At 62.2% G+C, this 26,211-nt stretch carries 23 protein-coding genes; 11 read left to right on the forward strand and 12 right to left on the reverse strand.

Translation table 11 applies throughout. From position 1 onward, the window contains the following. Window positions 1-89: 89 nt before the first annotated feature. The gene (locus O0881_RS18795; protein ID WP_289912505.1) at window positions 90-2,165 is read right to left on the reverse strand and encodes a M13-type metalloendopeptidase; all 2,076 of its coding nucleotides are present in this window, start codon (window positions 2,163-2,165) and stop codon (window positions 90-92) included. 153 nt (window positions 2,166-2,318) lie between these two features. Beyond that, window positions 2,319-2,906, reverse strand: a complete 588-nt coding sequence (locus O0881_RS18800; protein WP_289912506.1) for a hypothetical protein — start codon at window positions 2,904-2,906, stop codon at window positions 2,319-2,321. 324 nt (window positions 2,907-3,230) lie between these two features. Here O0881_RS18800 and O0881_RS18805 point away from each other — a divergent pair, with 324 nt between their 5' ends. The 3 genes from O0881_RS18805 (at window position 3,231) to ybaL (ending at window position 7,905) form a co-directional block, all read left to right on the forward strand. Further along, on the forward strand, window positions 3,231-4,673 hold the full coding sequence (locus O0881_RS18805; protein ID WP_099665870.1) for a S41 family peptidase: 1,443 nt from the start codon (window positions 3,231-3,233) through the stop codon (window positions 4,671-4,673). Window positions 4,674-4,860: 187 nt separating this feature from the next. Next, window positions 4,861-5,982, forward strand: a complete 1,122-nt coding sequence (locus O0881_RS18810) for a beta-ketoacyl-ACP synthase III (protein ID WP_289912507.1) — start codon at window positions 4,861-4,863, stop codon at window positions 5,980-5,982. 210 nt (window positions 5,983-6,192) lie between these two features. After that, complete coding sequence (gene ybaL / locus O0881_RS18815) at window positions 6,193-7,905, forward strand: YbaL family putative K(+) efflux transporter (protein WP_176381492.1); 1,713 nt, start codon at window positions 6,193-6,195, stop codon at window positions 7,903-7,905. Window positions 7,906-7,962: 57 nt separating this feature from the next. Here the strand turns inward: ybaL and O0881_RS18820 are convergent, their stop codons facing one another. After that, on the reverse strand, window positions 7,963-10,008 hold the full coding sequence (locus O0881_RS18820) for an NADPH-dependent 2,4-dienoyl-CoA reductase (RefSeq protein ID WP_289912508.1): 2,046 nt from the start codon (window positions 10,006-10,008) through the stop codon (window positions 7,963-7,965). Between the two features lie 160 nt (window positions 10,009-10,168). Here O0881_RS18820 and O0881_RS18825 point away from each other — a divergent pair, with 160 nt between their 5' ends. Further along, on the forward strand, window positions 10,169-10,750 hold the full coding sequence (locus tag O0881_RS18825; protein ID WP_289899628.1) for an SRPBCC family protein: 582 nt from the start codon (window positions 10,169-10,171) through the stop codon (window positions 10,748-10,750). A gap of 2 nt (window positions 10,751-10,752) precedes the next feature. Here the strand turns inward: O0881_RS18825 and O0881_RS18830 are convergent, their stop codons facing one another. From O0881_RS18830 to O0881_RS18845, 4 genes are all read right to left on the reverse strand, one after another. Then, window positions 10,753-11,208: a hypothetical protein gene (locus tag O0881_RS18830; RefSeq protein WP_099408108.1), complete on the reverse strand. Its 456-nt coding sequence runs from the start codon at window positions 11,206-11,208 to the stop codon at window positions 10,753-10,755. Window positions 11,209-11,250: 42 nt separating this feature from the next. After that, entirely contained in the window at window positions 11,251-11,691 is a 441-nt protein-coding gene (locus tag O0881_RS18835; protein ID WP_034783716.1) for a DUF2721 domain-containing protein, read from the reverse strand. A 112-nt stretch (window positions 11,692-11,803) separates the two neighbouring features. After that, window positions 11,804-12,760 (reverse strand): prolyl aminopeptidase, encoded by a 957-nt coding sequence (pip, locus tag O0881_RS18840; RefSeq protein WP_077398515.1) that lies wholly within the window; start codon window positions 12,758-12,760, stop codon window positions 11,804-11,806. Between the two features lie 78 nt (window positions 12,761-12,838). Further along, complete coding sequence (locus tag O0881_RS18845) at window positions 12,839-13,321, reverse strand: Lrp/AsnC family transcriptional regulator (protein WP_034752896.1); 483 nt, start codon at window positions 13,319-13,321, stop codon at window positions 12,839-12,841. A gap of 153 nt (window positions 13,322-13,474) precedes the next feature. On the opposite strand from O0881_RS18845, the gene O0881_RS18850 reads away from it, so the two are divergent. Then, window positions 13,475-14,095, forward strand: a complete 621-nt coding sequence (locus tag O0881_RS18850; protein ID WP_251349515.1) for a LysE family translocator — start codon at window positions 13,475-13,477, stop codon at window positions 14,093-14,095. Here the strand turns inward: O0881_RS18850 and O0881_RS18855 are convergent. The 5 genes from O0881_RS18855 to O0881_RS18875 form a co-directional block, all read right to left on the reverse strand. Continuing rightward, window positions 14,032-15,456 carry a hypothetical protein gene (locus O0881_RS18855; RefSeq protein WP_289912509.1) on the reverse strand — a complete coding sequence of 475 codons (1,425 nt, stop codon included), beginning with the start codon at window positions 15,454-15,456 and terminating at the stop codon, window positions 14,032-14,034. The two genes, O0881_RS18850 and O0881_RS18855, sit on opposite strands and share 64 nt — an antisense overlap. Before the next feature lie 117 nt (window positions 15,457-15,573). Further along, window positions 15,574-16,314: an acetoacetyl-CoA reductase gene (gene phbB, locus O0881_RS18860; protein ID WP_035823615.1), complete on the reverse strand. Its 741-nt coding sequence runs from the start codon at window positions 16,312-16,314 to the stop codon at window positions 15,574-15,576. 139 nt (window positions 16,315-16,453) lie between these two features. Beyond that, window positions 16,454-17,632: an acetyl-CoA C-acetyltransferase gene (locus O0881_RS18865; RefSeq protein ID WP_034783723.1), complete on the reverse strand. Its 1,179-nt coding sequence runs from the start codon at window positions 17,630-17,632 to the stop codon at window positions 16,454-16,456. Window positions 17,633-17,854: 222 nt separating this feature from the next. After that, the gene (locus tag O0881_RS18870; protein WP_077398509.1) at window positions 17,855-18,340 is read right to left on the reverse strand and encodes a phasin family protein; all 486 of its coding nucleotides are present in this window, start codon (window positions 18,338-18,340) and stop codon (window positions 17,855-17,857) included. Between the two features lie 128 nt (window positions 18,341-18,468). Beyond that, window positions 18,469-19,377, reverse strand: coding sequence for a LysR family transcriptional regulator (locus O0881_RS18875; protein WP_099665877.1), 909 nt, complete (start codon window positions 19,375-19,377; stop codon window positions 18,469-18,471). Window positions 19,378-19,495: 118 nt separating this feature from the next. Between O0881_RS18875 and metE the strand changes: the two genes are divergently transcribed. The 6 genes from metE (at window position 19,496) to ptuB (ending at window position 26,211) form a co-directional block, all read left to right on the forward strand. Beyond that, window positions 19,496-21,808, forward strand: coding sequence for a 5-methyltetrahydropteroyltriglutamate--homocysteine S-methyltransferase (metE, locus tag O0881_RS18880; protein ID WP_289912510.1), 2,313 nt, complete (start codon window positions 19,496-19,498; stop codon window positions 21,806-21,808). A 356-nt stretch (window positions 21,809-22,164) separates the two neighbouring features. Then, window positions 22,165-22,914, forward strand: a complete 750-nt coding sequence (gene minC, locus O0881_RS18885) for a septum site-determining protein MinC (protein WP_035828495.1) — start codon at window positions 22,165-22,167, stop codon at window positions 22,912-22,914. 37 nt (window positions 22,915-22,951) lie between these two features. Beyond that, window positions 22,952-23,767 carry a septum site-determining protein MinD gene (gene minD, locus O0881_RS18890; protein ID WP_034783730.1) on the forward strand — a complete coding sequence of 272 codons (816 nt, stop codon included), beginning with the start codon at window positions 22,952-22,954 and terminating at the stop codon, window positions 23,765-23,767. Window position 23,768: 1 nt separating this feature from the next. Then, on the forward strand, window positions 23,769-24,020 hold the full coding sequence (minE, locus tag O0881_RS18895; protein WP_034752886.1) for a cell division topological specificity factor MinE: 252 nt from the start codon (window positions 23,769-23,771) through the stop codon (window positions 24,018-24,020). Window positions 24,021-24,137: 117 nt separating this feature from the next. After that, a complete protein-coding gene (locus O0881_RS18900) occupies window positions 24,138-25,586 on the forward strand; it encodes an AAA family ATPase (RefSeq protein ID WP_289912511.1) in 1,449 nt (482 codons plus the stop codon). Then, window positions 25,579-26,211: a retron Ec78 anti-phage system effector HNH endonuclease PtuB gene (gene ptuB / locus O0881_RS18905; protein WP_289912513.1), complete on the forward strand. Its 633-nt coding sequence runs from the start codon at window positions 25,579-25,581 to the stop codon at window positions 26,209-26,211. Before O0881_RS18900 ends, ptuB begins: the two co-directional genes overlap by 8 nt.

Consider the following 26,211-nt stretch of genomic DNA (forward strand, 5'->3'; position numbering starts at 1 on the left):
ACAACTTTGACCGGAATGCAAAAAAGACCACGCGAGGTGGCCTTTTCTGTTGTTACAGTAGTACGTTTTTCACGACGACGCGCATGCGCTTACCAGATGATGACGCGGTTTTCCGGCGCAACATACATCTTGTCGCCCGGTTTCACGCCAAACGCTTCGTAGAAGCCAGGCTGGTTGACCATGGTGCCATTGGCGCGGTACTGGCCCGGCGAATGGGGGTCGGTCTTGATCTGCACGATCTGCTGCGCTTCACGCATCTTGCTGCGCCACACCTGGCCAAAGCCCATGTAGAAGCGCTGGTCGCCCGTCAAGCCGTCGAGCACGGGCGCCGGCTTGCCACCCAGCGAGATTTTATAGGCCTTGTAGGCGATCGCCACGCCCGAGTTGTCGGCGATGTTCTCGCCCAGGGTCAGGGCGCCGTTGACGTGGTAGCCAGGCAATGGGCTGTAACCGTCATATTGCTTGGTCAGCGCGTCGGCCTTGGCGGCGAAATTCTTGCGATCGGCCGGGGTCCACCAGTCGCGCAGGTTGCCGTCGCCATCGGACTGGCTGCCCTTGTCGTCGAAGCCGTGGCTGATTTCATGGCCGATGACGGCGCCGATGGCGCCATAGTTGACGGCGTCGTCCGCGTTGGCGTCGAAGAACGGCGGCTGCAGGATGGAGGCCGGGAAGACGATTTCATTCATCGTCGAGCTGTAATAGGCGTTCACCGTCTGCGGCGTCATGCCCCACTCTTCGCGGTCGATCGGCTTGCCCAGCTTGGCCACCTGGCGCGCGGAGCCGAAGTTGGCGGCGCGCATCATGTTGCCCACCAGGTCGCCTTGGACGATCTGCAGCTTCGTGTAATCGCGCCATTTGTTCGGATACGCGATCTTCGGCGTGAACTTGGCCAGCTTGGCTTGCGCTTCCTTCTTGGTTTCCGGGCTCATCCAGTCCAGCGTATCGATGCTGTCCTTGTAGGCGGCCAGCACGTTTTTCACCAGTTCCTGCATGTGCGCCTTGCGTTCTGCCGGAAAATATTGCGCCACGTACAGTTTGCCGACGGCTTCGCCCAGCACGCCTTCGACGGCGCCCACGCCACGCTTCCAGCGCGGCTGGTTTTCCGTCACGCCGCTGAGTACCGTGCCGTAGAAGGCAAAGCTTTCATCGACGAAGTTTTTCGACAGGTAGCTGGCATAGCTGCGCAGCAACTGCCATTCGAAATACGCCTTCAGGGTGTCCAGGTCGCTTGACGCCAGCACCTTGTTGTAGCCGGCCAGGTAGCTTGGCTGGTTGACGATGACGTAATCGACCTTGTTGGCGATGCCCAGCGCGGCCAGGCCGGACTTCAGGTCGTAGCCAGGAGTCAGATCGTTCAGCTTGTTGATGTCGGTCTTGTTGTAGCGTTTGACAGGGTCGCGGTTCTCGACCTTGGTCCATTGCACTTCGGCCAGGGCCGTTTCCAGCGCCACGACAGCCTTGGCGCGGGCGGCGGCATTCTTGTCGCCGGCCATGGCCAGCATTTTTTCCACGTGCGCCTGGTATTTTTCCTTGACGCCAGCCTGCTTGGCTTCCAGGTAGTAGTCGCGGTCCGGCATGCCCAAGCCGCTTTGGCTCACGTAGGCTGCATATTTCGTCGAAGCACGGGCATCCTGGCCCACGTAGACGGCGTACGGCGTGGCCACGCCCGTCTGGCTCAGGTGGGCGATCAGGGCGGGCACGCCCTTCTTGTCGCGCAGCGAGCGGATGCGGTTCAGTTCGCCGGCCAGCGGCTTCGTGCCCAGCGCCTCGAGTTTGGCTTCATCCATGTAGCTGGCGTACAGGTCGCTGATTTTCTGCGCTTCGGAACCGGCTTTCCTGTTCTTGTCCTTTTGCGTGGCTTCGATGATGCCGCGCAACTGTGGCGTGGTGTCATCGCGCAGCTTGGCGAACGAACCCCAGCTCGACTTGTCGGCAGGGATCTCGGCCGTGGCCAGCCACTTGCCATTCAAATGGGTAAAGAAGTCGTCCTGCACGCGCACGGCGGGGTCGATGTACTGCACATCGATGCCGGAAACGACGCCGGCGGCGGCAGGTGCGGCGCTTGGCGCCACGGTCGGGGCGGCAACGGCGGATGCGGGTTCGGCGGCATGGGCAAACGCAGCCAACAGGGTCAGGGTCAGACTGCTCAAGAGATAGCGATTCACGGATTGTCCTTATGGGGCATGTCAAAAAGACCGGGCGGATAGCTTCGGGCGGATAGCCTGCCGCGCCAGGCGCTGCAGGAATGTAGCACGCAAGCATGCCTTTTGGCCATCCTTGCCCCTTGGTTGCCCCCCGCGCCTGCCCCCTGCTTACCCTTAGTTGCCGGGCAAGGTGATACCAGCGCCCCCGCTGCCCATGCTCACGCCCGCGCCGCCCATGCCCCCCTTGCCACCGCCCTTGCGCCCGCCGTGCTCGCCACCGGGCGCGCCGCGCGACTCGCTGCGGGGCGCGGCGGCGTCCATCACGCGCGCCATCTGGCCGGCGATGAACTGGGCCACCATCTGGCGCTGGTTCTCGTCCAGGGCATCGTTGACGCTCAGCCACCATTCGCGCAGCTGCTTTTCTTCGGCCAGGCTCTGCGTGCTTTCCGTGTCCAGGCCGGCGAGCAGGTCGCGCAGCTCCAGCCGGGGCGTTTGCAAACCCTGCGCCACACCCGCTTGCAGGCGTTCGCGGCGCGCCTTGCGTTCGCGCAACAGTTGACGCGATTTCCCTTCCACCTGCTGCCACAAGGTGGTCTGATTCGCATTGAGCTTCAATTCCGTCCTGAAATCGGGCGCCATCGGCAGCAAGTCTTCCAGGCGCATCTCGGCAATCGGCACGGCCGAGGCGGTCAAGGCGGTGGTGCCCAGCAGCAAGGCCAGGCTGAAACGGCGCACGGCGGGGAGAAAGGTCAACGAGGTCATGGGGGCTCCGGATAAAAAAAAGCCTGCGTCCGCAGACGCAGGCAAAACCACTTCGGGTCGAGAATGCGAGTCCACTATAGGGCCGCGGCACACGCTTTTTTTCGACTCTTACAAATGCTTACTCCCCTCAAGAGTAACTATACATCGCATACAAAACCGCAACATATGGCAAGCTGGCGAGCCCGTTTTCGCGCGTAGACTGGGCCCAGGCATGCTTTTTCCACGGCCGGCCCACGCCGGCAGAGATTCAGGTCTATACTTTCAGGAAAGCGCCGCTCCACGGGGACTGGCGCTTGTGCAAGACACGCTAGCTGCAAAGGTGCAATGATGGGCAAACTCAAAAATACCGGCTTGATCGGCCTGGGCGTGGTGGCCGGCGTCGCCGTGTCGCTGCAATTTTCCGCCATGGCGCAAAAAAACGTCGAGCCGCCCCTGCCGCTGGAAGAGCTGCGCCAGCTGGCCGATGTGTTTGGCCTGATCAAGTCCGATTACGTGGAACCCGTCGAAGACAAGAAATTGCTGGAAGACGCCATTTCCGGCATGGTCGCCTCGCTCGACCCCCATTCCGCCTATCTGGACAAGAAAGCCTACGCCGAACTGCGCGAAGGCTCCGAAGGCAAGTTCGTCGGCCTGGGCATTGAAATTGGCCTCAGCGAAGACGGCTACATCAAGATCGTCTCGCCCATCGAGGATTCGCCCGCCTACCGCGCCGGCATCAAGGCAGGCGATCTGATTACCCGCCTCGACGGCCAGCCCGTGAAAGGCGTCAGCCTGGACGACAACGTCAAGCGCATGCGCGGCGAACCGGGCACCAAGGTGTCGCTGACCATTGCCCGCAAGGATGAACCGCAGCCGCTGGCCTTCACCATCACGCGCGAGGAAATCCACCAGAAGAGCGTGAAGGCGAAGATGGTCGAGCCGGGCTACGCCTGGCTGCGCGTGTCGCAATTCCAGGAACCGACCGTCGACGACATGGCCGCGCAGATCACGGCGCTCTACAAGCAAGACCCGAACCTGAAGGGCATGGTGCTCGACCTGCGCAACGATCCGGGCGGCGTGCTGCAGGGCGCCATCGGCGTCTCGGCCGCCTTCCTGCCGAAGGACGCGGCCATCGTCTCGACCAACGGCCAGTTGCCGGACTCGAAACAGGTGTTCTACGGCCGCGCCGAATACTATACGTTCCGCTCGGAAGGCGACGCCCTGGCGAAATTGCCGGCCGCCATCAAGAAAGTGCCGCTGGTGGTGCTCGTCAACACGGGTTCGGCCTCGGCCTCGGAAATCGTCGCCGGCGCCCTGCAGGATTACAAGCGCGCCACCATCATCGGCACGCAAACCTTCGGCAAGGGTTCCGTGCAAACCATCCGCCAATTGACTGCCGACACGGCCGTCAAGCTGACGACGGCCCGCTACTACACGCCGAACGGGCGCTCGATCCAGGCCAAGGGCATCGTGCCCGACCTGCTGGTCGATGAAAATGCGGACGGCGACGGCTTGAACGGCTTGCGCATCCGCGAAGCGGACCTCTCCAAGCACCTGAGCAACGACCGCGACAAGGAAAGCGCCAAGGCCGCCCCCGTCAACGACGAGATGGAAGAGCAATTGCGCATCATCGCCCTGGAAAAGACCCGCAAACCGCTGGAATTCGGCAGCCAGGACGATTTCCAGCTGCACCAGGCGCTGAACCACCTGAAAGGTTTGCCGGTGCAACTGGCCAAGGCCGAACCGGTGGTGGTGCAAGCCGACGTCAAGCAAGAACAGAAGAAGTAAACAGCAGCGCCAGCAGCACAGCGGGGGGCGCCATGCCCCCCGTTACCCCGTCCACGCGACAAAAATCAATCTTCCGCCACACTTCCCCCTGCCCCGCAACACGAAACTCTCTACAGTCGAGCCCGTTTGTGTAAAATTTGCTTCACTTATCGGCATCGCGCCGATTGCCAAATTTGAAAGTTTAACCATGAAACAAGTCGTCATCAGCGGTACCGGACTGTACACGCCGCCATTTTCGATCTCCAACGAAGAGCTGGTCACCTGCTTCAATGCCTACGCGGAAAAATTCAATGCCGACAATGCCGACGCGATCGCCGCGGGCACGGTGACGGCGCTGGACCTGTCGAGCGTGGCCTTCATCGAAAAGGCGTCCGGCATCAAGTCGCGTTTCGTGATGGAAAAGGAAGGCATCCTCGATCCGGCCCGCATGGTGTCGCGCATTGCGGAGCGGGGCGATGACGAACTGTCCCTGCAGGCGGAAATGGCCGTCGCCGCTGCGCGCGATGCCTTGGCGCGCGCCGGCCGCACGCCGGCCGATATCGACATGGTACTGGTCGCTTGCAGCAATATGCAGCGCGCCTACCCGGCCATGGCCGTGGAAGTGCAAGATGCGCTGGGCATTGACGGTTATGGTTTTGACATGAACGTGGCGTGCTCGTCCGCCACCTTCGGCATCCAGCAAGCCGTCGCCGCCGTGCAAAGCGGCCAGGCGCGCGCCGTGCTGGTCCTGAATCCCGAAATCACCAGCGGCCACCTGAACTGGCGCGACCGCGACAGCCATTTCATTTTCGGCGACGCCTGCACCGCCATCATCGTCGAAGCGAAAGACACGGCCGTCTCGCAGCACCAGTTCGAGATCATCGGCACGGAACTGAAAACGCGCTTTTCTAACGCCATCCGCAACAATTTCGGCTTCCTCAACCGTTTTGACGAATCCGGCATGGGCAAGGCGGATAAACTGTTCCGCCAGCAAGGCCGCAAGGTGTTCAAGGAAGTGTGCCCGATGGCTGCCGAAATGATCAAGACGACCCTGGCCAAGGCCGGCGTGGAAGTGGCGCAAGTCTCCCGCTACTGGCTGCACCAGGCGAATCTGAACATGAACTTGCTGATCGCGCGCCTGATCCTGGGCCGCGACGCGGAAGCCAACGAAGCGCCCGTGATCCTCGACACCTACGCCAACACCTCGTCGGCCGGTTCCATCATCGCCTTCCATAAGTATCAGGATGACATGGCGGCGGGCGCCACGGGCGTCATCTGCTCGTTCGGCGCCGGTTATTCCATCGGCTGCGTGATCGTGCGCAAGGTGTAAAGACGCGGGGTGGCATAGGGTGGAGTCCTTGAATTAGGCGAAGATCCGGGTGGATAACATGCGTTCGTGGCCACCTGGACGAAGATATAGCACAGGTTTTTTGCAATAAAGCCGCAGGAAATTTTCCGGCAGGGGCTTTGATGCGTTTATACTTGGTCGCTGAGCAACATCTTTTTCCATCCGCACGTCCCCATAAGGAACCCCACACGCATGCCCCATGACATCAGCCTGATCACCACCATCGCCGCCGCCCTCGGGTTCGGCCTCATCTTCGGCTTCATCGCCGCGCGCCTGAAACTGCCGGCCCTGGTCGGCTATCTGGCCGCCGGCATCATCATCGGACCGGCCACGCCCGGTTTTGTGGCGGATGCGGAAATAGCGGGACAATTGGCGGAAATCGGGGTGATGCTGATGATGTTCGGTGTCGGCCTGCATTTTTCCATCGAAGACTTGTGGGACGTGCGCAAGATCGCGCTGCCCGGCGCCATCCTGCAGATCGGCGTCGCCACGGCGATGGGCATGGGCCTGGCCCACTGGTGGGGCTGGACCCTCGGTGGCGGACTGATCTTTGGACTGGCCCTATCGGTCGCCAGTACCGTGGTGCTGCTACGCGCGCTGGAAGAACGGGGCATCCTCGATTCCCTGAATGGCCGCATCGCCGTCGGCTGGCTGGTGGTGGAAGACCTCGTCACCGTGCTGGTGCTGGTGCTGCTGCCGGCGTTTGCCGGCGTGCTGGGCGGCAAGGTCGCACCGGATGCCGAGGCCGTCAGCCTGTGGCAAACCCTGGCTATTACCCTGGGGCAAGTAGCCGGCTTCATCGTCTTCATGCTGGTGGTCGGCCGCAAGCTGTTCCCGTGGATTTTGTGGCAAGTGGCGCGCACCGGCTCGCGCGAACTGTTCACCCTGTGCGTGATCGCCGCCGCCGTCGGCATCGCCTATGCGTCGACCAAGCTGTTCGGCGTGTCCTTCGCGCTGGGCGCCTTCTTCGCCGGCATGGTGCTGCGCGAATCGGAACTCAGCCACCGCGCCGCGGAAGAGTCCTTGCCCCTGCGCGACGCGTTCGCCGTGCTGTTCTTCGTGTCCGTCGGCATGCTGTTCGAGCCGAACATCCTCATCGAGAAGCCCCTGCAAGTGCTGGCCGTGTGCGCCATCATTATCTTCGGCAAGTCGATTGCCGCCTTCCTGCTGGTGATGGCGCTGCGCTACCCGCCGAAAACGGCCATCATCGTCTCGGCCAGCCTGGCACAGATCGGCGAATTCTCGTTCATCCTGGCCGCCCTGGGCCTGTCGCTGGGCCTGATGCCGCAGGAAGGCCAAAGCCTGATCCTGGCCGGCGCCATCCTGTCCATCGCCTTGAATCCGCTCGTGTTCAGCATGGCCAAGCCGCTGCTGCGCGTGATGAGCAACAGCGATTTCGCGCGCAAGTTCGAACGCACGACCGACCCGCTGGCCGAACTGCCGATGACGGTGCCGCAAGAAAAACTGTCGGGCCAGATCGTCCTGGTCGGCTATGGCCGCGTGGGCCGGCGCATCGCCGCCGCCCTGATGGAGCGGGGCATCCACTTCGTTGTGGCCGAGGAAAACCGCGAAATCGTCGACCAGCTGCGCAAGCAGGGCATTCCGGCCGTGGCCGGCAATGCGGGCGAACCGGCCGTGCTGATCCAGGCGCACATCACGCACGCCACCATGCTCGTCATCGCCACGCCGGACACCTTCCACGTGCGCGCCATGATCGAGACGGCGCGCGCGCTGAACCCGAACATCATGACGGTGGTGCGCACGCACAGCGAGGAAGAGGCGGAATTGCTGCGCGCGGAAAACGCGGGCAAGGTGTTCATTGGCGAGCACGAGCTGGCCAATGGCATGGCCGAGCACGTGCTGCAGAGTTTTGATGCGGCGAAGAAGGGGCATGGCGGGCATTAAGCCGGCGCCATTTCCGTCCAGCAAGTCTGCCCGCGCCCCAGCCGGCAGGCTTTCTTTTTACAGGCTGGCGGCCAGTTCCGCGCCTTCCCGTATCGCCCGCTTGGCGTCGAGTTCGGCCGCCAGCGCGGCGCCGCCGATCTTATGGAAGCGGGGGCCGCCCGCCGCCAGCGGCTTGCCATCCTTGCCCATGTCCGGCATGAGCTCCGTCAAGCTGTCCTGGCCCGCGCAGATGACCACGTTGTCCACCGCCAGCAGGCGCTGCTCGCCGCCCACGGTGATGTGCAAGCCCTGCTCGTCGATCTTGTCATAGCTCACGCCGGCCAGCATGGCCACGCCGTTTCTCGCCAGCGCCGCGCGGTGCACCCAGCCCGACGTCTTGCCCAGTCCCGCGCCCACTTTCGAGGTCTTGCGCTGCAACAGGAAGATTTGCCGCACGGGCGCAGGCGCCACGGGCGGCACCAGGCCGCCGCCGGTGGCCGCATCCAGGTCCACGCCCCACTCGCCCGCCCAGGTAGCCACGGGCAGCGGTAGCGGGTGCGCCGGGTCGTGCAGCAGGTATTCGCCCACGTCGAAGCCGATGCCGCCCGCGCCGATGATGGCCACGCGCGCGCCGACAGGCTTCTTGCTTTGCAGCACATCCAGATACGACAACACTTTCGGGTGGTCGATGCCGGGAATGGCCGGCAGGCGCACCTTGATGCCGGTGGCGACGATGACGTCGTCATAGCCGCCGGCCAGCAATTGCTCCCGCGTCACGCGCTGGCCCAGGCGCAGCTTGACTTCCAGCAGCGCCAGCCGGCGGGCAAAATAGCGGATGGTTTCCGTGAATTCTTCCTTGCCGGGAATTTGCATGGCCACCTTGAACTGGCCGCCCACGCTGTCGCTGCTGTCGAACAGGGTCACCTCGTGCCCGCATTCGGCCGCCACGCAGGCGGCGGACAGGCCGGCCGGGCCGGCGCCGACGACGGCCACCCGGCGCGGCACGGCCTTTTTCGCGTACACGAGTTCCGTTTCATGGCAGGCGCGCGGGTTGACGAGGCAGCTGGCGCGCTTGTTGGCGAACGTGTGGTCCAGGCACGCCTGGTTGCAGCCGATGCAGGTGTTGATCTCGTCCGTGCGCCCGGAGGCGGCCTTGGCGACAAAATGGGGGTCGGCCAGGAAGGGGCGCGCCATCGACACCAGGTCGCAGTCGCCCCGCTCCAGGATGGCATTCGCTTCGTGCGGCATGTTGATGCGGTTCGACGCCACCACGGGAATGCCGACTTCGCGGCGCAGCCGGCCCGCCACGGAAGCGAAGGCGGCGCGCGGCACGGACGTGACGATGGTGGGCACCCTCGCCTCATGCCAGCCGAAGCCCGTATTGAGAATCGTCACGCCGGCGTGTTCCAGGGCCTTGGCCACCGCCACCACGTCATCCCAGGTATTGCCGCCCTCGACCAGGTCGAGCAGGGAATGGCGGTACATGATGATGAAGTTGGGGCCGACGGCGGCGCGGATGCGGCGCACGATGTCCACGGGCAGGCGCATGCGGTTTTCGATGCTGCCGCCCCAGCGGTCCTGGCGCAGGTTCGTGCGCGCGCACAGGAACTGGTTCAATAAGTATCCTTCGCTGCCCATCACTTCGATGCCGTCATAGCCGGCCTTTTGCGCCAGGCGCGCGCAGCGCACGTAGTCGCAGATGGTGCGCTCGATGCCCCGTTCGCTCAGGGGACGGGGGCGGAATGGCGAGATCGGCGATTTCTTCGGCGACGCCGAGACGACGAACGGTTGATAGCCATAGCGGCCCGCATGCAGGATCTGCATGACGATCTTGCCGCCCTCCTCGTGCACGGCGCGCGTCACCTTGCGGTGGTTTGGCACGTCGCCGAGGAAATTGAGCGTGCCGCCAAACGGCAGCAGCCAGCCCTGGCGGTTCGGCGAGATGCCGCCCGTGACGATCAGCCCCACGCCGCCGCGCGCCCGTTCGCGGTAAAACGCGGCAAGCTTGCCATAATGATAAAAACGGTCTTCCAGGCCCGTATGCATGGACCCCATGATGACTCTGTTGCGCAAAGAGGTAAAACCCAGGTCGAGCGGGGCCAGCAGGTGGGGATAGGCAGTCATGGTGATCGGTCCGGTAGAGGTGGTATGCAGGCCGTACGGTAGCAAGCATTGCCGCTCGCCGCAGCGTATTTCTCTAGACCGGGAGTTCTAAATCGCCCGGCGCACGGGCCGGCGATGCGTACAGCTTGTGCCGGGCGCAAGTTTCCCGTAGGCTAGGTGCATGACGCGACTCTTCCTTTGCCTGCTGATGCTGTGCGCCGTCCCCGCTACCGCGCTGGCGCAGGCGATACGCCTGGACAAGCTCAAGGTCGACGTCAAGCGCATCGAGGTCGACGGGCAGCGCATGTATGAAGTCGATGCCAGCGGCAGCGTGCAGGCGCCGCCGGCGTCCGTCTGGAAGACCCTGACCACCTACGAGCGCATGCATGAATTCGTGCCGGACTTGAGTTCCTGCCGCGTGCTGTCGCGCAACGGCAATGAAGTCATCATCGAACAGCAGGGCATGGCGCGCTTCCTGTTCATGAACCACCCCATCCACCTGGTGGTGCGGGCCACGGAAACGCCGTTCACGGCCATCGACATCGCCCTGATCTCGGGCGACATGCGGCATTACGAATCGCGCTGGAATCTGTACCCCATCCCCGAGACGGGCGGCACGCGCATCGTCTTTTCCAGCCGGCTGATGCCGGGCTTCTACGTGCCCGGCATGCTGGGCACGACCATGATACGCGGCGATATCGAGCGCATGATGGCGGCCGTGCTCGCACGCATCGACAGCCAGTACGCCGATAAATCCGGATAAAACTACGCCAAATAGGTATCGCGGTCGCGGATTTCCGCGAAGTTTTCCAGGCTGCCCAGCTTTACCGTGACGGGATTCAGGCTCGCCTGCGGCTGCATCGAGCGCCAGGCGAACAGCCATTCCTGCTCGGGCGCCTCGGCGCGCGTCTTGGTGAAGGCGGCGCCCAGGGCGGCGCGCTGGCCATACTCGACCAGGCCATCGATGCCGGCCCAACTGGGCAAGGTGCGCTGCACGGCGCGGTGCAGGCGTTCGCCGAATTCTTCCGTATTGTGGATGATCAAACAGGCGTCGGCCGGGGCGAACAGGTCGAACAGTTGCTTGTCCCACACTTGCGAAAAGCTCAGGGTCAAACAATTGCCCGCAGGCATCAGGCGGAACTGGCCCAGGCTCAGCGCCAGCTCAAGTTCGCTGCGCTGGCCGTAGCGGTGCAGGGTGGGGGGACGTTTGTAATCGTGCATGCTGGACTCGTTCTTCAATAGTAGGGTAAACCGGCGCGCCGCTTAACGTGGCGGGCGGATATGGCGCCGGATGCGCTGGGCCGTCGCGGCCAGATAAATTTCGCGCAGTAAATAAATAAAACAGCCGATCAGGCAAATCACGGCCAGCACAAAGAAGGCCGCGATGTATTTGTCCAGGGTCAGGTTCAGAATATCGCCCAAAAACAGCATGGCGATGATGACGCAGACGAAGAAACCGCACGCCGTGCTGAGCGAAATCGAGTAATTGATCAGATGGGTACGCCGATACAAGGTATCTAGCTCATCCATATAGAAATCGTTATAGCCGATGTCGAGCCGGTCTTCCAGCACGCGCGTGCGGTCGATGATGCGGCCCAGGCGGTTGGTCAGCACCACCAGCATGGTGCCGATACCGGTCAACAGGAAAACCGGCGCAATCGCCAGCTGGATGATATGGCCGATGTCGCCGATCTGTATGTTCATGGATAAAAAGTCGTGGGTTTACACCGGCGCCCGACCGTGGCGCCAGCACAGGCCATAGTGTAGCAGGTGGCGCCCACCGGCTGGCCGCTTTGCCAACCGGCGGGCTCTGGCGTCATGCGAAACCGCGCCCCGGCACGAAGCGCTCGGTGGCGCGCACCAGCGCCGAAGCGATGCCGTGCTCGAGCGCGCCATGGCCCGCATCCGGGATCATTTCCAGCTGCGCGCCCGGCCAGGCTTGCTGCAGGCGGTAGGCCGACAGCGGCGGGCAGATGGCGTCGTAGCGGCCTTGCACGATGACGGCCGGCAAATGCGCGATGCGCGCCATGTTGCGGATCAGCTGGTCTTCCTCGAAGAAACCCAGGTTGGCCATGTAGTGCGATTCGAGCCGGCCCACGCCCAGGTCGAGCGCATCGTTCGGCGCATCTTCCGGCTGCGGCATCAGGTAGACGCGGCGGCCTTCGAAGCGGCTCCAGGCGCGCGCGGCGGGCCAGTACACGGCGGGATCGCTGCTGAGAATGCGTTTCACGTAGGCCGCCAGCAAGTCGCCCCGTTCCTCTGCGGGAATAGGCGCGGCGAATTCCGCATACAGTTCCGGATAGAACCAGCGCACGCCCTCGATGAACCAGTCGATTTCCGCCTGCGTGCACAGGAAAATGCCGCGCAGCACGAAACCGAGGCAAGCCTCGGGGTGGGCCTGGCCATACGCCAGCGCCAGGGTCGAACCCCACGAGCCGCCAAACACCAGCCATTGGTCGATGCCGAACTGGGCCCGCAAGCGTTCGATATCGGCGATCAGCAGCTGCGTCGTATTGTTGCGCCATTCGCCCAGCGGCGTGGACTTGCCCGCGCCGCGCTGGTCGAACAGGATCACGCGATAGCGCTGCGGGTCAAAAAAGCGGCGGTGCTGCGGCGACAGGCCCGCTCCCGGGCCGCCGTGCAGGAACAGCACGGGAATGCCGTCGGGATTGCCGCACTCTTCCCAATAAATGGTGTGGATGTCATCGACCGCCAGCATGCCGTGCCGGTTTGGCGACAGGACGGGAAACAGGGGGGACAAAGAATCGGGCATGGCGGTCCTCAGAATGGCAGTCGGGGCGCCAGGCACGAGTCCTGGCAACTGTTCCAATTATAGTGCGCCGCCGGCGCCTCAGGCCAGCAGCAAGGGCAGGCGGTTCGACGACTTGATTTCGCGCATCGACAGGCTGGACTGGATTTCCGCCACGCCAGGCAGGCGGCGCAGCACGGTCGAAACGAATTCGCCATACGCTTCCAGGTCGCGCGCCACCACTTGCAGGAAATAATCGGCTTCACCCGCCACATTGTGGCACGACAAGATCTCGGGAATCGTCGCGATCGCCTGCTCGAACTGCGAAGGCTGCTCGCCGCCATGGTTGGCAAACACGACCCGTACGAACGCCACCAGGCCGATGCCCAGCTTCTTGCGGTTAAGCAAAGCCTGGTAGCCGGTAATGAAACCTTCCTCTTCCAGGCGGCGCAAGCGGCGCCAGACGGGGGTTTCGCTCAGTTTCAAGCGCTCGGCCAGGCGCGCATTCGACAGCCGTCCTTCATCCTGCAACAGCCTGAGTATCTGCAAATCGGTGGCGTCGAGGCTAACTTCTGAAATTTTCATCTATTTTTTGTTTTTATACGAGTGGAATCTACCCGAATACTAGGGCATGCAGGGCAGGAAAAGCAAGCACATTTCATCGCTGCAAGAACATAATGGGACCCGGCGAGCAGGCCGCACCGTGTGCATGCTCCCGCTTTTCTTTTCGACCGAGCCATGTCCGATTCTACCTTCCTGATGTACCTGCTGGCACTGGCCGGCGCCTTTTTATTACCGGGCCCCGACATGGCGCTGGTGCTGGCGACGGGCGCCGCGCGCGGCGTGGCCACGGCGCTGGTGACGGCCGTGGGCATCGCCGGCGCGCGCGCCGTCCACGTGGCGCTGTCGGGCGCGGGCCTGGCGGCGCTGATGGTGACGCATCCGCAAGCCTTGCAATGGGTCAAATGGGCGGGCGCCGCCTACCTGCTGTACCTGGCGCTGCGCCTGCTGCAGTCGGCCCTGTCGAGCAAAACGGCACAGGAAGCGGCCGCCCCCGCCACGGCGCATGGCGCCCGCGCCAGCCTGGTGCGCGGCTTCCTGACGAATCTGCTCAATCCGAAGGCACTGCTGTTTTGCAGCATGTTCCTGCCGCAGTTCGTCGTCGGCAGCGAGCAGGTCGGCATGCAATACCTGCGCCTGGGCGCCGTCCTGGTGCTGGTAGGCCTGCTGTTCGACGCCCTGTACGCCGTGCTGGCCGCGCGCCTGGCGCGCCGCCTGCGCGGCAAGCCTTCGCCTTACGGCAAGTTCGTGCTGCCTGCCGTGTTCGTGCTGCTGGCCGGGCGGCTGGTGCTGGGCTGATCGGCCATCGCATCCATGAAAAAGGCCGGGTAATCGGCCAGCAGGCTGCGCTCAAAGTCGTTGACCTTGCGAAATTGCCGCAGACCTGGCGCCATGGCCCGGCCCGCATCCCAGCTGCGCCAGGCATTCGGCGCATCGAATTGCGCCAGCAAGGCGTCGCCCAGGTCCTGGTACACGGCCGCCATGTGCGGCTTGGCTTGCAACACTTGCAGATACAGGGCCGTCGCTTCCGGCCATTGGCCCAGCTTGGCGCGCAAATTTCCTTCGAACAGGGCCAGGACGGGCTGCTGCATCCCCGTTTGCGTCCTGGCTTCCTGCACGGCGGCCAGCGCGGCCGCGACACCCTCTTTATCCTTGGCCAGCAGCGCGCGCGTCAAGTCGTGGATGGGCTGGCACTCCTGCATGGCCCGCTGTTGCTCACGCGACAGCTTGTCGACCAGCGCACCCGTGGAAAAATGGTCTTCCAGCAAGGTCAAGAAAGCCTCGAAGGGTTTTTCTGCCGCAAACAGGCGCTCCGCCTCGGTGCGCAACGCCGGATGCGCCTGGGGACTCAGCGGCGGCAACAGCGCCGCTTGCGCCAGCACGCGCTCGAGCGGCGATGCGCCGGCCGCCAGCGGGCGTGGCCGGTACGCGGCCAGGGAATACGTGGCGGGCGCCCCCGCCGTCATGGCACCGATGCGGAAATGGCGCGTGGCCGTGCCGCCCACCTCCTGGTAATGCAAGGTAAAGTCGGCGGGAATGCGCTTGCCATCGGCCAGCATCTTCAGCACCAGCGGGTGGCCGCCCCAGGTGTAGCGCAGAAACTGGGCAAACGCCGTCGCATCGGCGCCGCTGACGGGGCTGCCGGCTATCCCCAGGCGCAGCAGGGGCTGCCCGTCGAGCGACCACAGCACGGCGCCGTCGAGCACTTGGGGGGTCAGCGGCCCGCGCCGCCTTGGCGCCAGCACCGATAAAGTCTGCTCTTCATACACGGGCAAGGTCGCATGCTGTTCCAGCTTGCCGGCCTGCAGCATGCCGGCGATGCCCTGCCGGTGGCGCAACTCGATGGCGCGAAAGCCGACGGCGTCGAACAGCGAATAACCGTCATAGGTTCCCGCCGCCGTATCGATGAGGTAGCGGCGGCGCGTGGCAAAATCGAACATGGACAAGCTCATGCCATCGCGCACGCTGAGGTAATGGGGGCCCAGCACGACATCGCTTTCCTGCGTCTCGCGCGCGGGCAGGCTGGTTTTCACGCCGGGTTTGACGACCCGTTCGGTCACCACCGTGACGTGGAACGCGACGCTGGCCTGGGCCGCGCTGGCGCCCAGGAAAAGGATGGCGGCCACGCTGGCGCGGCGCAAGGCGGGAACTAGGGTCATGGAGATGATGCAGTGGAGAAATACTGATTTTAAGGCAAATCCGGCGATTCCCTTGTTTTGCTTGCAAGCATAAAAAAAGACAGCCGCAGCTGTCTTTTTGTTTTACCTCAACAACGATTACGACATGTGCTGGCCGCCGTTGATCGAGATGTTGGCGCCCGTGACGAAGGCTGCTTCATCGGAAGCCAGGTAAGCCACCAGGCCGGCCACTTCTTCCGGCTTGCCCAGGCGCGCCATCGGAATTTGCGGGATGATTTTGCTGTCGAGCACTTCCTGCGGAATCGCCATGACCATCTTGGTGCCGATGTAGCCTGGCGAGATGGTGTTGACGGTGACGTTCTTGCGCGCCACTTCCAGCGCCAGCGACTTGGTGAAACCGTGCATGCCGGCTTTCGCGGCCGAATAGTTGGTCTGGCCGAAGGCGCCCTTCTGGCCATTCACGGACGAGATATTGATGATGCGGCCCCAGCCGCGTTCCACCATGCCGTCGCAGACGGGCTTGGTCATGTTGAAGACGGAATCGAGGTTGGTGCCCATCACGGCGTCCCAGTTCGGCTTGTCCATCTTCTTGAACGTCATGTCGCGCGTGATGCCGGCGTTATTCACCAGCACGTCGACAGGACCGATTTCCGCTTCCACGGCCGCCACGCAAGCCGCCGCCGAATCGTAGTCGGCCACGTCGCACGGATACGCCTTGAAGTCGTAGCCCATGTCCTTGGTCGTCGCCAGCCATTCCGCGACCTTCGGATTGCCTGGGGAATATGTGGTCACCACGCGATAGCCGAGCGCCGCCAGCTTGAAACACACCGCTTCGCCCAGACCACCCATGCCACCAGTTACCAATGCAACTCTTGCCATTTTCATCCCCTCAGTGTCGTTCTGTTGCTAAAAAATTAATAATTTAATGAAAGCAATCCAGCTCCGCCGCGTGACGGCGGCGTACCGCACCCAGTCGTCACGCACAGCGCGCGACGGCTTGGGTGCGGCGCTCTAGCGATTAATCCCGCTCGATGGCTAAAGCTACACCCATGCCGCCGCCGATGCACAGTGCTGCCAGGCCTTTCTTGGCGTCGCGGCGGATCATTTCGTGGATCAGGGTGACCAGGATGCGCGCGCCGGACGCGCCGATCGGGTGGCCGATGGCAATCGCGCCGCCGTTCACGTTGATCTTGCTGGTATCCCAGCCCATTTCCTTGTTGACGGCAATCGCTTGCGCGGCAAACGCTTCGTTGATTTCCATCAAGTCCAGCTCTTCATGCGTCCAGCCGGCTTTTTTCAGGCACAGACGCGATGCGGAGACGGGCCCCATGCCCATGACGGCCGGGTCCAGGCCCGACGAGGCGTAGGCCTTGATACGTGCCAGCGGCTTCAAGCCCAGTTCCTTCGCTTGCGAGGCGGACATCATGATGACGGCGGCGGCGCCATCGTTCAGGCCCGAGGCGTTGCCGGCCGTGACGGTGCCGTCCTTGGCGAACGCGGGGCGCAGGCCGGCCAGCGATTCCAGGGTCGAACCGGGCTTGATGTATTCGTCGCTGTCGAAGACAACGGTACCTTTTTTGTTGGCGATTTCCAGCGGCAGGATTTCATCCTTGAACTTGCCCGCCTTTTGCGCCGCTTCCGCCTTCAGTTGCGACTGCAGCGCGAATTCATCTTGCTCGGCGCGCGTCACTTCGTATTTCTTGGCGACGTTTTCCGCCGTGATGCCCATGTGGTACTGGTTGTACACGTCCCACAGGCCGTCGACGATCATGGTGTCGATCATCTTGAAGTCGCCCATGCGGAAACCGTCGCGCGAGCCGTTCATCGCGTGCGGCGAAGCGCTCATGTTTTCCTGGCCGCCGGCGATGATGATGTTGGCGTCGCCGCACTTGATCGCTTGCGCCGCCAGGTGCGTGGCCTTCAAGCCGCTGCCGCATACCTTGTTGATGGTGAATGCCGGGATGCTGCTCGGCAGGCCAGCCTTGATGACGGCCTGGCGCGCGGCGTTCTGGCCGACGGCAGCCGTCAGCACCTGGCCCAGGATCGCTTCGCCGATCAGGTTCGGGTCGATGCCGGTTTGTGCCAGCAAGCCCTTGATTACATGCGCGCCCAGTTCGGACGCAGGAATCTTGGCCAGACTGCCACCGAATTTGCCGACTGCGGTACGGCCGGCGGCCACGATTACGACATCATCCATTTATTTCTCCGATATGCTGGCCACGAGGGCCAAGGTCAAGGTGCTAATAGAATCCCATTGGAATCCTGTGAATCCGGGAAGACACAGCAAGCTGTGTTTCATTCTAGCGCGGCATGCGCCGCAGTTCCAGCGCCGCACCGCAGGCGGCGGCGATGACAGCCTGCCTGCGGTGGCGGCGGGCGGCCTGGCGCGGCGGATAGCCGCTGCCGGGCCGCAACGCGCTTACGCCTGGCGAGCAGGACGCGTGTTTTTATTTTTATCATACCCTTCATCGGCGCCGCCGAAAGTGGTTTTTAGAAAATTATTGAAGGGAATAATCAGGGGTACGGGGGTTTGCTTTACCACCTGCAACAGCTCGCCAAATTTTTGACGCGATGCAGCAAACTCACCCTTTGTCACAGTGTCGAATTTCTCCTGGGTTTCTTGAGCAACATCCTTTGCCTGGCGGCTATATGCACCGATGCGTTCGATGGCCAGTTGCGACTGCGTGCGCGACAGTTCCAGCAGCGCTTGCGGGTCCTTCGCGGACAGCAGCTGATTGCCCGCCACAGTAGCGGCCGCCAGCGCCGTGCGGGCCGCATCGAGCTGCAATTCCAGCACGCTGGCGCCGCTGTCGACAGCGGCCTGGGCATACGCTTGCGCGCTGATCAATTGTGCTTCCACCACGGCCTTGCCGGCCCGTGCCCATTGTTCGGAAAATGAAAACATCGTGTTCCTCCCCAAAGAGTAGGCAGCGCATGTTGCGCCGCACAGTGCTCAACTGTAAGCGGTGGTTCATTGCTGAACCTTGATATTTATCAAACTTTGCTGTTGGTTTGTTTCCAACCCAACGCTGGTCAGGACAACAACTTGATACCGTCCAGCGAGGCCGCGCACTGCTCGCGTATCACGCTGACGAAATCGCGCACATACGCCTTGTCCTGCAGATGCTCGGGCACGGACACGTACAAGTCGCTCCACAAGCCGTGTTCGCCCACCGGGCGCGCCACGACGTAATCGTAATCGACGTAATTCTTGATCGCCCAGTTCGGCAAGGCGGCAATGCCGCGCCGGCTCGCCACCAGTTGCAGCACGGCCACCGTCAATTCGGCCGTGCGGCGTTCAAACGCGATGCCGGCCGGCCGCAGCACTTCGCGGATCAGGTCGATGCGCTCTTCCGGCACGGGATAGGTAATTAATGTTTCGCCCGTAAAGTCGGCCGCCGCCAGCCGGCGCTGCGCCTGCAGCCGGTGCTTTTGCGCCATCACCACCAGCATTTCAAAGCGGAACAGGGGAAACACGGTGAAATCGGGGCCGTACGGCGAGCCGATCACGAGATCCGCCTCGCCCGAACGCAGCAAGTCCGCCGGTTCGCTGTGAAAGCCGGAAACCAGGTCGATCTCCACTTCCGGCCAGCGCTGGCGGAAGGCATCCATCACCGGCATCAGCCAATCGAAACAGGTATGGCATTCGAGCGCCACGCGCAGCTGTCCCTTGTCGCCCTGCGACAGGCGCGCCACGTCGCGCTCGGCCAGTTCGATCTCGGGCAGCAGCTTGTCGGCCAGGGCCAGCAGCCGGCTGCCCGTGGCCGTAAACGCGATCGGCATCGACTTGCGCTCGAACAATGGCGCCTTGTAGCGCTCTTCGAGCAGGCGGATCTGATGCGACAGGGCCGACTGGGTCAGGTTGAGCAGCTGCGCGGCGCGCACCAGGCTGCCGGACGAACGCAGGGCACTCAAGGTGCGCAGGTGACGGATTTCTAGCATCGGAGAAATGGATTCTGTGCGTGAATTATTTTCATGTTATTCGGCAAAATGTTTCGTTTTGATTATAGACCAAGTTGCCGCACACTCTAGCGCATTCACATTAAATCTCGATGACATCATGACCATTCGTACCCACGTCCTTGGCTTTCCCCGTATCGGCGCCGCGCGCGAACTGAAACTGGGGCTGGAAAGCCACTGGCGTGGCGAGCTGTCCGAGGCGGACCTGGAAGCGACGGGCCGGCAACTGCGCGCGCGCCACTGGGCCCAGCAGCGCGACGCCGGCCTCGATTACGTCACCGTGGGCGACTTCGCCTTTTACGACCAGGTGGCCAGCCATATCCAGCTGCTGGGCTGCGAACCGGCCCGTTTCCACTTTGCGCCAGAGCAATCGCCGCTGGCGCGCTATTTCACCATGGCGCGCGGCGCAGACACGCACGCCGCCCATGCCGGCTGCGGCCACGCGCACCATGCACACGCCGCAGGCACTGCCGCGCTGGAAATGACCAAGTGGTTCGACACCAATTACCATTACCTGGTGCCCGAACTGTCGCCGCAGACCCGCTTTTCGCTCGCTTGCGAGCGCCTGCTGGCGGAAGTCGCCGAGGCGCAGGCCCTGGGCCACCCGGTCAAGGCGGCCCTGATCGGCCCCCTCACCTTCCTGTGGCTGGGCAAGGAAAAGACGCCAGGCTTCGATCGCCTGGCCCTGCTGGAACAATTGCTGCCCGTCTACGGCGACCTGCTCGACCGCCTGAAGCGGCAAGGCGTGACGTGGGTGCAGCTCGACGAGCCGATCCTGGGCCTGGACTTGCCCAATGCGTGGCGCAGCGCCTTCGAAAGCACGTATTGGCAGTTGAACCAGGTGGGCGTGAATATCCTGCTGGCCACGTACTTCTCGCCGCTGGAAGAAAACCTCAGCCTGACGTGCCGCCTGCCCGTAGCCGGCCTGCATGTCGACGGCATCCGCGCGCCGCATGAATTGATCAGCGTGACGGACTGGCTGCCCGCGCATAAAGTCTTGTCGATTGGCATCGTCGACGGGCGCAATATCTGGCGTACCGACCTCGACGCGGCCCTGGCCGTGCTGCGGCCGCTGGCAGCCAGGCGCGACGGCCATTTGTGGCTGGCGCCGTCGTGCTCGCTGCTGCACGTGCCGTTCAGCCTGGAAGCGGAAACGGAGCTCGACACCGACATCCAGAGCTGGCTGGCGTTCGCCACGGAAAAACTGGCGGAGATCGCCATCCTCAAGGGCGCACTCGCCGGCCACCCCGATGACGCCGCACTGGCACAGTCCCGCCGGGCTGTCGCCGGGCGGCGCGCCAGCCCCCGCGTGCACCGCCCGCAAGTGGCGCAGCGCCTGCAGGCGCTGTCTCCCACCGTGGACCGCCGCGATTCCAGCTTCCCGCAGCGCCAGGCCATGCAGCGCGCGCGCTTGCAACTACCCGATTTCCCCACGACGACCATCGGTTCCTTCCCGCAGACGCCAGCCATCCGCGCCGCCCGCGCCAGCCACAAGCGGGGCGAACTGGCGAGCGCCGAGTATGAACGGCAGATGCGCGCCGAAATCGCCCGCGCCGTGGGGCGCCAGGAAGCGCTGGGCCTGGACGTGCTCGTGCATGGCGAAGCGGAACGCAACGACATGGTCGAATACTTCGGCGAACAATTGGACGGTTTTATCTTCACGCGCCACGGCTGGGTGCAATCGTACGGCTCGCGCTGCGTCAAGCCGCCCGTCATCTACGGCGACGTGCAGCGCCCGGCCGCCATGACGGTGGCCTGGACGGTGCACGCGCAAAGCCTGACCAATAAACCGATGAAGGGCATGCTGACGGGTCCGGTGACGATATTGCAATGGTCGTTCGTGCGCGACGACCAGCCGCGCGCCACCACGGCGCTGCAGATCGCCCTGGCAATCCGCGACGAAGTAGCCGACCTGGAAGCGGCCGGCATCGGCATCATCCAGATCGACGAGCCGGCCCTGCGCGAAGGCTTGCCGCTGCGCCGCGGCCAGTGGGACGCCTACCTGGGCTGGGCCACGCGCGCCTTCCGCATCGCCGCCTGCGTCGTCAACGACACGACGCAGATCCACACCCACATGTGCTATGCGCAGTTCAACGACATCCTGCCGCAGATCGCCGCCATGGATGCCGACGTCATCACGATAGAGACGAGCCGCTCGGACATGGCGCTGCTGGCGGGCTTTGGCCAGTTCCAGTATCCGAACGAAATCGGCCCCGGCGTATACGACATCCACTCGCCGCGCATTCCCACGACCGTCGACATGGTGCGCCTGCTGCAAAAGGCCAGCGCCGTCATTCCCCCGGCGCATTTATGGGTCAACCCGGATTGCGGCTTGAAGACGCGGGGCTGGGCGGAAACGGAGGCGGCCTTGCAAAACATGGTCGCGGCGGCACGGCAGATGCGCGCGGCGTGATGAAAATATGACAAGGTCATGCAAGGCCTGACAAAACCGTAGCGAGCGGAAGACAGTTGTGCTTGAGAAGCGCAACTGTACGAAGGTACAGTGAGCATCGCAGACCGCAAATTACGACGCGCAGCAGGTTTTGATAGGCGGACTCAAGCCGCATTCTCGGCTGCTTTCGGGGCGGCGCACCGGTTTTCCGGGGCGCCGTCCGTTTTTTTTGACATGAAGTAGGTGTTGCCCTGCGGAATAGCACGCGCCAGGCCCCTGATGCCGATTTTTTTGCAGTAGAATGCAAGAAATTTACTGCTCCCATTGTTGCCGTACGGAACATCTGGCCTGCCGCAGTTTCACTTTGATAAATGTTTATGTCCAAAAGCCCGTCGCAGAAGCCTATCGAAATCAAGATTTCCACCGTCGTTGCCGTCTCCGCCATTCTGCATAGCGCCGATACGCAGGCACTCGATGCCGCCTTGCGCGACATGACGGGAGGCGTGGCGGACTTTTTCGAGGACGACCTGGCCGTGCTGGACGTGGCGGCCTTGCCGCCCGGCAGCGTGCCCATCGACTGGGCCGCCCTCGTGGCCCTGCTGAAAAAATACCGTTTGAATGCCGTGGCCGTGCGCAATGCGCCGGCCGACATGCATGACGCCATCCTGGCGCAAGGCTTGAGCCTCGACAGCGGCAAGACGCGCGACGATGCGCCGCCCAAGGATGGTCCCAAGGATACCCCCACTGCCGCCGCCCAGTCGGGCGCCGACGCACAGGTGATGGTGATCGACACGCCCGTGCGGGCCGGCCAGCGCATCTATGCGCGCGGCTGCGACCTGATCATCACCGCCGTCGTCAACAATGGCGCCGAAATCATCGCCGACGGCAGCATCCACGTATATTCCTCGCTGTACGGCCGCGCGCTGGCTGGCGCCTCGGGCAATGCCCAGGCGCGCATCTTCGCGCTGGCCATGGAACCGGAACTGGTCTCGATCGCCGGCGTGTACCGCACGTTCGAGGATGGTTTCCCCGCAGAAATGGCGCGCGGACCCGCGCAAATTCGTTTGGCTGGAGACAGAATCGATATACACTCTGTCAATCCGGTCACTCCCGTGAACCGCTCTTAAGCTGCACAATTCAAGAGATATCTGAAAAGGATTATTTGTGGCAAGAATTATTGTTGTGACGTCCGGCAAGGGCGGTGTCGGCAAGACGACCTCTAGCGCCAGTTTTTCCACTGGCCTGGCCATGCGCGGCCACAAGACAGCCGTGCTCGACTTCGACGTGGGCCTGCGTAACCTCGACCTGATCATGGGTTGCGAGCGCCGCGTCGTCTATGACCTGATCAATGTGATCAACAAGGAAGCAACCCTGAACCAGGCCTTGATCAAAGACAAGCACTGCGACAACCTGTTCATCCTGCCAGCCTCGCAAACGCGCGACAAGGATGCCTTGTCGGAAGAAGGCGTGGAACGCGTGTTGAACGACCTGATCAACATGGGCTTCGAATTCATCATCTGCGATTCGCCGGCCGGCATCGAGCATGGCGCGCTGATGGCGCTGACGTTTGCCGATGAAGCCATCATCGTCACCAACCCGGAAGTGTCGTCGGTGCGCGATTCGGACCGCATCCTGGGCATCCTGCAAGCCAAGTCGCGCCGCGCGCAGACGGGCGGCGAGCCCGTCAAGGAACATTTGCTGATTACCCGTTACTCGCCGAAACGCGTGGAATCGGATGAAATGCTGTCCTACCAGGACGTGCAGGAAATCCTGCGCATCCCGCTGGTGGGCATCATTCCGGAATCGGAGCAAGTGCTGGCCGCCTCGAACCAGGGCAACCCGGCCATCCATTTCACGGGTACGGACGTGGCGCAAGCCTATGAAGACGTGGTGTCGCGTTTCCTCGGCGAAGATGTCGAGTTGCGCTTTACCAACTATGAAAAGCCTGGATTACTCCAGCGCATTTTTGGGGCGAAGTGATATGGCCTTGCTTTCTTTCCTGTTCCCCCCCAAGCCGAAGACGGCCACCGCGGCCAAGGAACGCCTGCAGATCATCATCGCCCGCGAACGCAGCGGACGCGATGGTCCGGACTTCCTGCCCGCCCTGCACAAGGAATTGATCGCCGTCATTTCCAAATACACCAAGGTCAATGCCGACGACATCAAGATTTCGCTGGACCGCCAGGGCAACCTGGAAGTACTCGACGTCAACGTGGTGCTGCCGGACGCGTAAGGCTGGCCAAGCAACCAAAGCGGGCAAAAACAGTACTATAATCAAAGGGTTGACATTCAGTCAGCCCTTTTCGCGTTGTCCCCGACGATATACACTTATGCTGCACTGGAGCCAACATTGAAAATCGAACGGATCACTCTGCAGAATTTCCGTTGTTTTGAACATGTGCAGCTCACCTTCGATCCCCAGTTGACCGTCATCGTCGCACTCAACGGCCAAGGAAAATCGTCCCTGCTCGACGCGATCAAGATTGCCTTATGGCCGTATCTTGCCGGTTTTGACCTGGGCAGCATGTCGCTCGATACCACCGGTATCAATATTGACGATGTATTGCGCGAAAAACTGGCGGCACATCAGATGGAATGGCGCCTGCCTTGTGTGATTGAGTCATTTGGCACTATTGAGCCGATGGTCCATGACGCAGATCGTACTGATCTGGAATGGCATGGGAGACGCTTGCGCGACAGCGTCAAAAGATCCAGCAAAACAAAAAACAATGCTTTCTCCGATGCAATAGCGCTATATAGCCATGCGCAGGTGCTGGAAAGGCGCGTCTTTGCCAATGGTCAGGTTGAAGCAGACGAATTGCCCATGCTCGGTTATTACGGCACAGGCCGATTGTGGAGCCAGAAAAAACTGGCCGGCAAATCGGATAAAGTAGACCAGGCATCCTTTTCACGCACCTGGGCCTATCGCGATTGCCTCGCTCCTTCATCGAGCTATAAAGACTTTTCCCAGTGGTACACGCGCGTATTCAAGGCACTCAGGGATGCACAGATCCGCAATCTCGAAAAGAGACTCGGGCCCGATGCGGAGGTCGCAGACGATCTGCTTGCGCCAGTACGCGCCGTCCAGCAGGCCATCGACGTGATTCTGGAACCGCATACAGGCTGGCATTGGCTGGAATACAGCGCCGAGCACGACGATCTGGTACTGGAACATCCTGATCAGGGCAAGCTCAAGGTAAGCCAGCTCAGTGACGGCATACGCAACATGCTGGCGCTCGTCGGTGACATTGCCTACCGCTGCTATAAACTCAATACCCACCATGGCGACAAGGCAGCCCTGCTCACGCATGGCATCGTCATGATTGATGAAGTGGACATGCACTTGCATCCGGAATGGCAGCAAACCGTCCTGCCAGACCTACAAAAGGCCTTTCCGAATATCCAGTTCATCGTGACCACCCACAGCCCTCAGGTGCTCAGCAGCATCGACTCGCACTGCATACGCCGGCTGGATTGGGAACTGGACGAAGAAAGCGGACGCAAGCGCATGGTGGTCAATAAGATCTATCAACAAACCATGGGCGTGGCCAGCTCGGACGTATTGGCCAATGTCATGGGTATCGATCCGGTGCCCGATGTCGAGCCGGCACGCCAACTCAGTCACTACATGGCATTAATTCAGCAGAATTTGCATGACGAGCCGAGTGGCGCGGCGTTACGAGCAGAACTGAACACGCATTTTGGTGCCAGCCATCCAAAGATGCTTGAATGTGACCGCCTGATACGCCTGCAAGCCTTCAAACGCAAATTGCCGTTGCGCGAGACTGGTGATGCATAAGCTGCAACGCCGTGCAGCACCGACATGCTTATCAAGATATCAGCATGGCCGGGACAATTGGAAAACCGTCACTGTCGAAGACAAGCAAGCGATTTGGGAAAAACTTGATGAGATGCAACAACATCGCTGCGCCTATTGCGAAGATACCTTGCGCGACAACAAGAAACATATCGATCACTTTCGTCAAAAGGGACGCGATCCGAAAGTAACCTTTCTATGGTCTAATTTATTCGGATCATGCAACCGCGTCGACAACTGCGGCAAATTCAAGGATGAATTGCCGCATTACGATCCTGCAGACCTCATCAAACCAGACGAGGAAGACCCAGAATACTTTTTCCTGTTCGTCAGCGACGGCAGCGTGGCCGTGCGCGAAGGATTGAACCCCGAGGATAAAAAACGTGCCATGGAAACCATACGCATTTTCAATCTTAATGGCGCTTTACGTGAAATGCGGCGCAGCGCCATCGCCGGTTATACCGACTTGGGAATGGAGTTCATGAAGATAGTGGAGTCTGGTGATTTGACCCGCGAACAATGCATCGAATTATATAAAGACGAACTGGCAGCGACAGCATATCTGCCATTTTCGACCGCCATCAAGCACACTTTGATTTCTGCTTAA

This window comes from Janthinobacterium sp. SUN100, assembly GCF_030397705.1.
Taxonomy (GTDB): domain Bacteria; phylum Pseudomonadota; class Gammaproteobacteria; order Burkholderiales; family Burkholderiaceae_D; genus Janthinobacterium; species Janthinobacterium kumbetense.

Excerpts from the sequence above, each read along its gene's own strand:
- ptuB (WP_289912513.1), top strand. The coding sequence starts at position 25,579 with ATGCATAAGCTGCAACGCCGTGCAGCACCGACATGCTTATCAAGATAT.
- minC (WP_035828495.1), top strand. The coding sequence starts at position 22,165 with ATGTCCAAAAGCCCGTCGCAGAAGCCTATCGAAATCAAGATTTCCACC.
- O0881_RS18800 (WP_289912506.1), bottom strand. The coding sequence starts at position 2,906 with ATGACCTCGTTGACCTTTCTCCCCGCCGTGCGCCGTTTCAGCCTGGCC.
- ybaL (WP_176381492.1), top strand. The coding sequence starts at position 6,193 with ATGCCCCATGACATCAGCCTGATCACCACCATCGCCGCCGCCCTCGGG.
- O0881_RS18870 (WP_077398509.1), bottom strand. The coding sequence starts at position 18,340 with ATGTTTTCATTTTCCGAACAATGGGCACGGGCCGGCAAGGCCGTGGTG.
- minE (WP_034752886.1), top strand. The coding sequence starts at position 23,769 with ATGGCCTTGCTTTCTTTCCTGTTCCCCCCCAAGCCGAAGACGGCCACC.
- O0881_RS18845 (WP_034752896.1), bottom strand. The coding sequence starts at position 13,321 with ATGAAAATTTCAGAAGTTAGCCTCGACGCCACCGATTTGCAGATACTC.
- O0881_RS18820 (WP_289912508.1), bottom strand. The coding sequence starts at position 10,008 with ATGACTGCCTATCCCCACCTGCTGGCCCCGCTCGACCTGGGTTTTACC.
- pip (WP_077398515.1), bottom strand. The coding sequence starts at position 12,760 with ATGCCCGATTCTTTGTCCCCCCTGTTTCCCGTCCTGTCGCCAAACCGG.
- O0881_RS18805 (WP_099665870.1), top strand. The coding sequence starts at position 3,231 with ATGATGGGCAAACTCAAAAATACCGGCTTGATCGGCCTGGGCGTGGTG.
- O0881_RS18865 (WP_034783723.1), bottom strand. The coding sequence starts at position 17,632 with ATGGATGATGTCGTAATCGTGGCCGCCGGCCGTACCGCAGTCGGCAAA.
- O0881_RS18855 (WP_289912509.1), bottom strand. The coding sequence starts at position 15,456 with ATGACCCTAGTTCCCGCCTTGCGCCGCGCCAGCGTGGCCGCCATCCTT.
- O0881_RS18850 (WP_251349515.1), top strand. The coding sequence starts at position 13,475 with ATGTCCGATTCTACCTTCCTGATGTACCTGCTGGCACTGGCCGGCGCC.
- O0881_RS18830 (WP_099408108.1), bottom strand. The coding sequence starts at position 11,208 with ATGCACGATTACAAACGTCCCCCCACCCTGCACCGCTACGGCCAGCGC.
- O0881_RS18835 (WP_034783716.1), bottom strand. The coding sequence starts at position 11,691 with ATGAACATACAGATCGGCGACATCGGCCATATCATCCAGCTGGCGATT.
- metE (WP_289912510.1), top strand. The coding sequence starts at position 19,496 with ATGACCATTCGTACCCACGTCCTTGGCTTTCCCCGTATCGGCGCCGCG.
- O0881_RS18875 (WP_099665877.1), bottom strand. The coding sequence starts at position 19,377 with ATGCTAGAAATCCGTCACCTGCGCACCTTGAGTGCCCTGCGTTCGTCC.
- O0881_RS18810 (WP_289912507.1), top strand. The coding sequence starts at position 4,861 with ATGAAACAAGTCGTCATCAGCGGTACCGGACTGTACACGCCGCCATTT.
- O0881_RS18825 (WP_289899628.1), top strand. The coding sequence starts at position 10,169 with ATGACGCGACTCTTCCTTTGCCTGCTGATGCTGTGCGCCGTCCCCGCT.
- phbB (WP_035823615.1), bottom strand. The coding sequence starts at position 16,314 with ATGGCAAGAGTTGCATTGGTAACTGGTGGCATGGGTGGTCTGGGCGAA.